This window comes from Amycolatopsis sp. CA-128772 (assembly GCF_002904295.1).
Taxonomy (GTDB): domain Bacteria; phylum Actinomycetota; class Actinomycetes; order Mycobacteriales; family Pseudonocardiaceae; genus Amycolatopsis.
The window spans coordinates 59,706-67,673 of sequence record NZ_PPHG01000085.1; the positions used below are offsets into that span (position 1 = coordinate 59,706).

The 7,968-nt window shown below is 72.3% G+C and carries 7 protein-coding genes; 3 read left to right on the forward strand and 4 right to left on the reverse strand.

What is annotated here, in order from left to right; all coding sequences use genetic code 11:
* The first annotated feature begins 111 nt into the window (after positions 1–111).
* Positions 112–1,392 (forward strand): 6-phospho-beta-glucosidase, encoded by a 1,281-nt coding sequence (locus C2L59_RS36720; RefSeq protein WP_103354143.1) that lies wholly within the window; start codon positions 112–114, stop codon positions 1,390–1,392.
* Here the strand turns inward: C2L59_RS36720 and C2L59_RS36725 are convergent.
* The gene (locus C2L59_RS36725; RefSeq protein ID WP_233223875.1) at positions 1,389–2,090 is read right to left on the reverse strand and encodes an SDR family oxidoreductase; all 702 of its coding nucleotides are present in this window, start codon (positions 2,088–2,090) and stop codon (positions 1,389–1,391) included. The two genes, C2L59_RS36720 and C2L59_RS36725, sit on opposite strands and share 4 nt — an antisense overlap.
* Before the next feature lie 198 nt (positions 2,091–2,288).
* On the opposite strand from C2L59_RS36725, the gene C2L59_RS36730 reads away from it, so the two are divergent.
* Both C2L59_RS36730 and kstD read left to right on the forward strand, forming a co-directional pair.
* Positions 2,289–3,479 carry a cytochrome P450 gene (locus tag C2L59_RS36730; protein WP_103354147.1) on the forward strand — a complete coding sequence of 397 codons (1,191 nt, stop codon included), beginning with the start codon at positions 2,289–2,291 and terminating at the stop codon, positions 3,477–3,479.
* Positions 3,480–3,686: 207 nt separating this feature from the next.
* Positions 3,687–5,399 carry a 3-oxosteroid 1-dehydrogenase gene (gene kstD, locus C2L59_RS36735; RefSeq protein WP_103354148.1) on the forward strand — a complete coding sequence of 571 codons (1,713 nt, stop codon included), beginning with the start codon at positions 3,687–3,689 and terminating at the stop codon, positions 5,397–5,399.
* Here the strand turns inward: kstD and C2L59_RS36740 are convergent.
* Genes C2L59_RS36740 through C2L59_RS36750 form a run of 3 tightly spaced genes read right to left on the reverse strand, consistent with a single transcriptional unit; the run spans position 5,396 to position 7,574 of the window.
* Complete coding sequence (locus C2L59_RS36740) at positions 5,396–6,418, reverse strand: LLM class flavin-dependent oxidoreductase (RefSeq protein WP_103354150.1); 1,023 nt, start codon at positions 6,416–6,418, stop codon at positions 5,396–5,398. The two genes, kstD and C2L59_RS36740, sit on opposite strands and share 4 nt — an antisense overlap.
* A gap of 50 nt (positions 6,419–6,468) precedes the next feature.
* Positions 6,469–6,966: a hypothetical protein gene (locus C2L59_RS36745; RefSeq protein WP_233223872.1), complete on the reverse strand. Its 498-nt coding sequence runs from the start codon at positions 6,964–6,966 to the stop codon at positions 6,469–6,471.
* A complete protein-coding gene (locus C2L59_RS36750) occupies positions 6,963–7,574 on the reverse strand; it encodes a TetR/AcrR family transcriptional regulator (RefSeq protein ID WP_103354151.1) in 612 nt (203 codons plus the stop codon). Before C2L59_RS36750 ends, C2L59_RS36745 begins: the two co-directional genes overlap by 4 nt.
* Positions 7,575–7,968 lie beyond the last annotated feature (394 nt).

Below are 7,968 nucleotides of genomic sequence, written 5' to 3' on the forward strand. Positions count from 1 at the left end.
GTCAGCCGCGCGAGATTCGCAAGAGGTGGGTGGCTTCGGCCACGGATTGCGTGCTCCCGGCTGCTATGGTCGCCGGATGCGCCACGGCTGTCCCCCGATCGGTGTCCGGCGATGAAGCTGGCGATCCTCGGCGGCGGCGGGTTCCGCGTGCCGCTCGTGCACGGCGCGCTGCTGACCGGCGGCGACGTCACCGAGCTAGTCCTGCACGACGTCGACGCCGGGCGCCTCGCCGCGATCGAGCGCGTCCTGGCCGAGCAGGCCGCCGGCGCCGCGGCCGCCCCGCGGGTGCGCACGACCACCGATCTCGCCACCGCACTGTCCGATGTGGACTTCGTGTTCTCGGCCGTCCGGGTCGGCGGCCTGGCCGGCCGGCGGCTGGACGAGCAGATCGCGCACGCGGAAGGGGTGCTGGGTCAGGAAACCGTCGGGGCGGGCGGGATCGCCTACGGACTCCGGACGGTCCCGGTCGCGGTCCGCCTCGCCCGGATGATCGGCGAGCTGGCGCCGCGGGCGTGGGTCATCAACTTCACCAACCCCGCCGGGATGGTGACCGAAGCGATGGCCGCCCACCTCGGCGGCCGGGTGATCGGCATCTGCGACTCCCCGGCCGGGCTGTGCCGCCGCGTCGCCCGGGCCCTGGGGATCGACCCGGCGACGGCGTGGTTCGACTACGCCGGGCTGAACCACCTCGGCTGGCTCCGCGCGGTCCGCGTGGGCGGCGAGGACGTCCTGCCGCGGCTGCTCGCCGACCCGGTGGCGTGCGGGTCGTTCGAGGAAGGGCAGCTCTTCGGCGCGGACTGGCTGCGCGTGCTCGGCGCGGTGCCGAACGAATACCTGCACTATTACTACTTCGCCCGCGAGGCCACGGGTTCTGCGTCGCGCGGGGCGTTCCTGCTGGAGCAGCAACGCGATTTCTACGCGGAACCCTCGCTGGCGTCGTGGGAACGCACGCGCTTGGAGCGCGAAGCGACGTACATGGCCGAGACGCGCGAAACCGAGCGAGACGACCTCGAAGGCGGCGGTTACGAGAAGATCGCGCTGGCCTTGATGCGCGCGATCGCGCACGGCGAGCGCACGACGTTGATCCTCAACGCCGGCAACGGTTCCGCGCTCCCGGGCCTGCCGGCCGACGCGGTGGTCGAGCTGCCGTGCGTCGTCGACGCGAACGGCGCCCGCCCGATCGCCGCCGCGCCCCTGCCGGACCACGCACTGGGCCTGGCGACGGCGGTCAAGGCGGTCGAGCGGGCGACGATCGAAGCGGCGGCAACGGGTTCACGGGCGGCGGCCCTGCGGGCGTTCGCGCTGCACCCGCTCGTCGACTCGGTGGCGATCGCGCGGCGGCTGCTCGACGCCTACGCCGCCGCGCACCCGGAACTCGCCTACCTCGCTTAGGCCGCGGCCATCGCGTTGAACTCCACTTCGGCCTCCCGCGCGGTGTGCAGCTCCCACGCCTGCTCGGCGATGTCGTCCGGATCGAGCGTTCCCACGGTGAAGCCGTGGTCCTGTGACGTGAACACGCGGTGGATGTCCCCGCGCTCGATGAGGCCGCCGATGGTCAGGATCCCGGCGTGCACCCCTGTCTCGCGCAGGGCCGCGTGCAGCGTCAGGACGTACATGCGCAGCGCCGCCGACGCCGGGGCGAGGCTGCCCAGCATCGGCATCGGGTACTTGCCGCTGAGGCCGCCGGCGAAGAGCAGGGAACCCGAGCCGCGGGCCAGCATGGCCGGCAGCACGGCCCGGACGAGGTTCGCCGCCGGGAGCACCGCGGTATCGAACGACGCGCGCAGGGTGCCCGCGTCGGCCTCGGTGAGGGGCGTGATGCCCGGGCCGGACGTGGCGTCGGCCGGCCCGAAGTACACCGTGTCGATCTCGCCGGCGTCGGCCGTGATGCGCGCGAGGACGTCGCGGAGCTGGGTTTCGTCGGTCACGTCGGCCGAATAGGTGGGGGCGTCGATCCCGGCCAGCGACTCGCGGTACCGCGCGTGCCGGGCGTCGGTGCGGGAAACCAGCGCTGTCGTGAAGCCTTCGCGGCCGAACCGGCGGGCGACCGACAGGCCGAGTCCGGGGCCGACGCCCAGGACGGCGAGCACTTCCGGCAAGGGAACCTCCTCAAGTTGAGTATGTTCTCAACTTAGCCATAAGATGAGGATGCCGTCAACTTGCTTGTGTGTGTCTACAAAGGACGCTATCGGTGGGTGCGGCCGTCCGGGCGGTTTCCGGCGTCCGGACGGGTTTTCCGTTGGCGCGCGCCTTCCGCCGCGCCGGGAGCGGCGCTCATCATCGGCGCCATGGCCGCTGTCTATCCCGTCGTGAAGGACCATCCCGCCGTTCCGCTGGGGTCGATCTACGCCGGGCACCCGCCGGTGTCCCGGATCGCCTTCCCCAGCGGGCACGAAGGCTGGCTGGTGACGCGCTACGAAGACGTCCGCACGGTCTTTTCCGATCCGCGGTTCAGCCGCAACCTGCTGTACCCGGGCGCGCCGTGCCTGATCGAGCCGGGCGACTTCTCGACCGGTGAGCACAGCATCCTCAACATGGACCCGCCCGACCACACCCGCCTCCGGCGGCTGTCGGCGCAGGCGTTCACGGTCCGCCGGATCGCCGCGCTGCGACCGCGGATCCAGCAGATCGCCGACGAGCTGCTGCGGGCGATGGTCGCGCACGGCCCGCCGGCGAACCTGGTCGAGGCGTTCGCCTTCCCGCTGCCGACGCTGGTCATGTGCGAGCTGCTCGGCGTTCCGTTCGCCGGCCGCGCGCGGTTCCGCCGGTGGTCGCGCGTGATCGTGACACCGATGCAGCACGACCCGGCCGAAGTCGAGCAGGCACGCCGCGACGGCGCCGAGGACATGGCGGCGCTGGTGGCGGAAAAGCGCGCGCGCCCGGCGGAGGACTTCCTGAGCGCGCTGGTGCACGCCCGCGACGAGGACGGCGACCGCCTCACCGAGCCGGAGCTGATCGACCTGGCGACGCAGCTGCTGCTGGCCGGCCACGAGACGACGGTCAGCCTGATCGGCTGCGGGGTGGTTTTGCTGTGCCGCCACCCGGAGCAGCTGGCGGCGTTGCGCGCGGACCCCGGCCTGACGCCGGGCGCGGTCGAGGAGATCATGCGCTACGACGGGCCGGTGGATTCGTCGCTGCTGCGCGTGGCCCTGGAGGACGTGCCGCTCGGCGGGGTGCTGGTGCGGCGCGGGGAAGCGGTGCTGGCCCACGTCGGCGCGGCGAACCGGGATGAGAACGTGTTCCCATCGGCGGCCGAGTTCGACATCCGCCGGAAGGACGCACCGCAGCTGGGCTTCGGGCACGGGATCCACTTCTGCCTGGGCGCGGCGCTGGCCCGGCTGGAAGGGGAGATCGCCCTGCGGACCCTGGTGGACGGACTGCCGGGGCTGGAGCTGGCGACCCCGCCGGAGACGATCGGCTGGCGGCCGCCGTTGTCGGTACGCGGGCCGGAGGAGGTGCCGGTGGGCTGGGCGGGGTGAGCGCCTGCCGTTGTCCTTGCGCGGATCGGGGGAGGTGCCGGTGACGTGGGCGGGGGTGAGCGGCCGCCTGCGCCGAATGCCGGTTCTTATTGGCGCCGGCGGTCGATCCGGGCCGTTCCCCGCTGCTCCACTCGGGTAGAACGTGTTCCAGTTCTGCGCCGCTGCGGAGAACATGGCCCTCGCCGTTCCGCGAGCGAGGAGTGCGCCATGGATGCCGACCTGACCCGCCGTCAGCTCCTCCTCGGCGGTGCCGCCGGTGTGGGCCTGGCCGTCACCGCCGGGCTGGCGACCCCCGCCGCCGCAGCGCCGCTCGGTGAGTACGACGTGGTCGTCGTCGGCTCCGGGGCCGCCGGCATGACCGCCGCGCTCACCGCGGCCAAGCGCGGCCTCAGCGTCGTCGTGCTCGAGAAAGCGCCGACCTTCGGCGGGTCCGCCGCCCGGTCCGGGGCCGGCATCTGGATCCCCAACAACCCCGTGCTGCTCGCCGCCGGGGTGCCGGACACGCCCGCGAAGGCCGCGCAGTACCTCGCCGCCGTCGTCGGGCCCGATGTGCCGGCCGCACGGCAGGAGGCGTTCCTGCGCAACGGCCCGGCCATGATCTCCTTCATCCTGGCCAACAGCCCGCTGCGGTTCCGGTTCATGGAGGGCTACAGCGACTACTACCCGGAGCTGCCGGGCGGGCTGCCGAACGGCCGGTCGATCGAGCCGGACCAGTTCGACGGCAACCTCCTCGGGGCCGAGCTGGCGAACCTCAACCCGCCCTACCTCGCCACGCCGCCCGGGCTCGTCGTCTTCAGCGCCGACTACAAGTGGCTGAACCTCGCTCTGGTGAACGCCAAGGGCGCCGCGGTCGCCGCCGAGTGCCTCGCCCGCGGGACGGCCGCCGCGGTGGCCGGGCAGAAGCCGCTCACCATGGGGCAGTCGCTCGCCGCCGGCCTGCAGCGGGCCGGCGTCCCGGTGCTGCTCAACACCCCGCTCGTCGACCTGAACGTGGAAAACGGCGCGGTCACCGGCGTCGTCGTGCCGCAGGGGCTGGTGCGGGCGCGGCGCGGCGTGATCGTCGGCTCGGGCGGCTTCGAGCACAACGCCGCCATGCGCGCGCAGTACCAGCGGCAGCCGATCGGCACGGACTGGACCGTCGGCGCGAAGGAGAACACCGGTGACGGCCACCGCGCCGGGCAGCGGGCCGGCGCCGCGCTCGACCTGATGGACGACGCCTGGTGGGGCCCGGCCATCCCGACCCCCGGCGACCCGTACTTCTGCCTGGCCGAACGCACCTTGCCCGGTGGCCTGATCGTCAACCAGGCCGGGCAGCGGTTCGTCAACGAAGCCGCGCCCTACAGCGACGTCGTGCACACCATGTACGACAAGAACCCGTCGGCGCCGGACATCCCGGCGTGGCTGATCGTCGACCAGAACTACCGCAACCGGTACTTGTTCCGCGACATCGCGCCGCTGCTGCCGTTCCCGGACGCCTGGTACGCCGCCGGCGCGGTCTTCAAGGCGTCGACGATCCAGGGCCTGGCCACCCAGATCGGCGTGCCGTCCGCGGCGCTCAAGTCCACTGTGGATCGCTTCAACGGCTTCACCCGGTCCGGGGCGGACCCCGAGTTCCGCCGCGGCGCGAGCGCGTACGACCACTACTACACGGACCCGTCGGTGACGCCGAACTCCTGCCTGGCGCCGCTGTGGGCGGCGCCGTACCACGCGTTGCGGCTGGTCCCCGGCGACCTCGGCACGAAGGGCGGCATGCGCACGGACGCCCGGGCGCGGGTGCTGCGCCCGGACGGCTCGGTGATCCCCGGTCTGTACGCGGCGGGCAACGCGAGCGCGGCGGTGATGGGCCACAGCTACGCCGGCGCGGGCTCGACCATCGGGCCGGCGATGACGTTCGGCTACATCGCCGGCAACGACGTCTAGAACTCCTTTTCCACCAGCGGAAGCACCTCGGTGCCGAGCAGTTCGATGGCCCGCATGACCTCGGCGTGCGGCACGCCGGACCAGTCCATCTGCATGGCGTACCGGTCCGCGCCGGTGAGCTTGCCGACCGCGATGATGCGTTCGGCGATCTCCTGCGGGCTGCCGACGAACAGCGCGTTCGCGTCGCGGGTGTATTCGTCGTACTCGGCGCGGGTCGGGACCGCCCAGCCGCGCGCGCGGGCGCCGTACTTCATCGTTTCGAGCCAGTACGGGTAGAACGTTTCCTTGGCGTCCTGGGACTTTTCGGCGATGAAGCCGATCGCGCCCATGGTGACGTGCAGGTCCTGGTGTTCTCCCGCTTCCCCGGCGCGGCGGTAGAGGTCGACCAGCGGCGCGAAGCGCTCGGGCTGCCCGCCGATCACCGCGTACACCACCGGGAGGCCGAGCAGCCCGGCCCGGATCGACGACTCGGGGTTGCCGCCGGTGCCGACCGAGATGCGCAGCCGCTTGCCGTACGGGCGGGGCAGGATCCGCGCGTTCTCCAGCGGCGGGCGGAACTTGCCGGACCAGGTCAGCGGGTCCTCGCGGTCGATGTGCAGGAGCAGGGCGAGTTTCTCCTCGAAGAGCTCGTCGTAGTCGCCGAGGTCGTTGCCGAACAGCGGGAACGACTCGGTGAACGACCCGCGCCCGGCGAGCAGCTCGGCGCGGCCGTGGCTGAGCTGGTCGAGCGTGGTGAACTGCTGGTAGAGGCGGACCGGGTCCTCGGTGCTCAGCACGGTGACGGCGGAGCTGAGGGTGATCTGGTTCGTGACGCTTGCGGCGGCGGCCAGCACGGTGCCCGGGTTCGAGATCGCGTACTGGTCGAGGTGGTGCTCGCCGAGGCCGTAGAAGCCGAGGCCCAGTTCGTCGGCCAGCTTGATCCGCTCGAGGGTGTTGGCCAGCGTCTGCGCGACGGAGGGCTGCTCGCCGGTGCGCGGGTCGGGCGCGCGGTCGCCGAAGCTGTAGATGCCGAGTTTCATACAACGCTCAACTACTTGGGGGCTCGATTCGTTCCCTCGGCCCTCAGCCCTCAGCCGAAGCGCGCCTCGATGTTGTTCTCCGACAGCTGTAGCGCGGCGGCGCGCAGGCTCAGGCCGTCCAGGGTGGCGACCTCGAACATGCTGGTCACCAGGGCGCGCATCCGGGCGCGGACCTTCCCGAAGGCTTCCTCGGCGTCCGCGTCGACGTCGCCGAACAGCGTCCACCACCAGGAGCTGGTCGCCGAGTTGGCGACGAAGTCCGGCAGCACGCGGATGCCCCGCGCGTCGAGGAGCTCCTCGGCGTCCGGCGTGACGGGCAGGTTCGCGGCTTCGACGATCAGCTTGGCGCCGATCTTGGCCTGGTTGTCGGCGTCGACGCAGTAGGAGATGGCCGCCGGGACGAGGACCTCGGCCGGCACGTCCAGCCACGCTTCCGGCGGCCGCAGTTCGTCGCCGGGCTTGAGGTAGTCGCGGTCGATGCCGCCGAAGCGGTCGCACCCAGTGACGGGGTCGGTCCACGCCACTTCGAGCAAGGCTGTTCCGGTCATCGCCCCTCCTGGTCCCCCGCCGCTCTGAGCTCGTGAGCCATCGCTGCCGCAACCCACCGCCGACGGTCATCGGCGGTGACGGTCCCGTCGCGCGCAACGACCTGAACGGCGAGCCCGTCGAGCAGAGCGGTCAGCCGCCAGGCGGCCCCGCGCGGATCGGGACAGTGAAAGAGCCCGGCCCTGATCCCTTCGTCGATCAGGGCGGCAACGGCATCCCGCCAGCGCAGATCGAGCCGCTGCAGCACGTTTTTCAAGGCGGAGTCCCGCATGGCGGCGGCATTGGCCTCGATCCAGAGGGGCCAGTTGCCGTGGTGGTCGTCAGCTGAGGGCTGGTAGAGGGCAAGGACGGCGCGGAGCCGCTCGTCGGCGGGGCCGCCTCGGGCGAGCTCGTCGTCGAGTTTCTTCAGCTGGTTCTCGGCGGCCTGCCGGAAGGCTTCGATGACGAGCTTTTCAAGGGTCCCGAAGTGGTAGAAGACGAGCGCGGTGCTGACATCGAGCGACCGGGCAACATCGGCGGCCCGGACGCCGGAGATCCCCCGGACCCGGATCTGCCGAAGAGCGGCGCCCACGATTTCATCCCGCCGCACGGCCACCGCCTTGCGCATCATCCGGCCACCGTACCGACCTGGTCGGGTTTGGGGGGAGCGCCGGATCTGGGGTTGTCGGCCTGTGCGGACAGTCAGGAGTGCAGGTGGGGAGGGCTTTCGAGGGGGTTCCCGGCGGTGGGAATTGGCCGATGGTGGGGTGCGGCGGGGGTGGGTGGCCGCTGAAGCCGCGGCGGCGGGGCAAGTGCGGGCGACCGGGCAGTGCGGGCGGGCGGCGCGGTGGCTGGCGGACGGCGGGGCCCGGCGGGGTGGGCCGCTCGGGAGTGGTGAATGCCGGGGCAGGAATGGCCCGTTGGTGGCGGGCGGCCGCCAGAGGTGGGCGCGGTTGGGGCGGCTGCCTGGCCGGAGGGCGGCGGGGTGGCTGGCTGTTGGAGGCGGGGTGGCTGGCCGCCGTGGC

Coding starts and splice junctions, on each gene's coding strand:
- C2L59_RS36750 (WP_103354151.1), bottom strand. CDS start 7,574: ATGATGCGCAAGGCGGTGGCCGTGCGGCGGGATGAAATCGTGGGCGCC.
- C2L59_RS36745 (WP_233223872.1), bottom strand. CDS start 6,966: ATGACCGGAACAGCCTTGCTCGAAGTGGCGTGGACCGACCCCGTCACT.
- C2L59_RS36720 (WP_103354143.1), top strand. CDS start 112: ATGAAGCTGGCGATCCTCGGCGGCGGCGGGTTCCGCGTGCCGCTCGTG.
- C2L59_RS36740 (WP_103354150.1), bottom strand. CDS start 6,418: ATGAAACTCGGCATCTACAGCTTCGGCGACCGCGCGCCCGACCCGCGC.
- kstD (WP_103354148.1), top strand. CDS start 3,687: ATGGATGCCGACCTGACCCGCCGTCAGCTCCTCCTCGGCGGTGCCGCC.
- C2L59_RS36730 (WP_103354147.1), top strand. CDS start 2,289: ATGGCCGCTGTCTATCCCGTCGTGAAGGACCATCCCGCCGTTCCGCTG.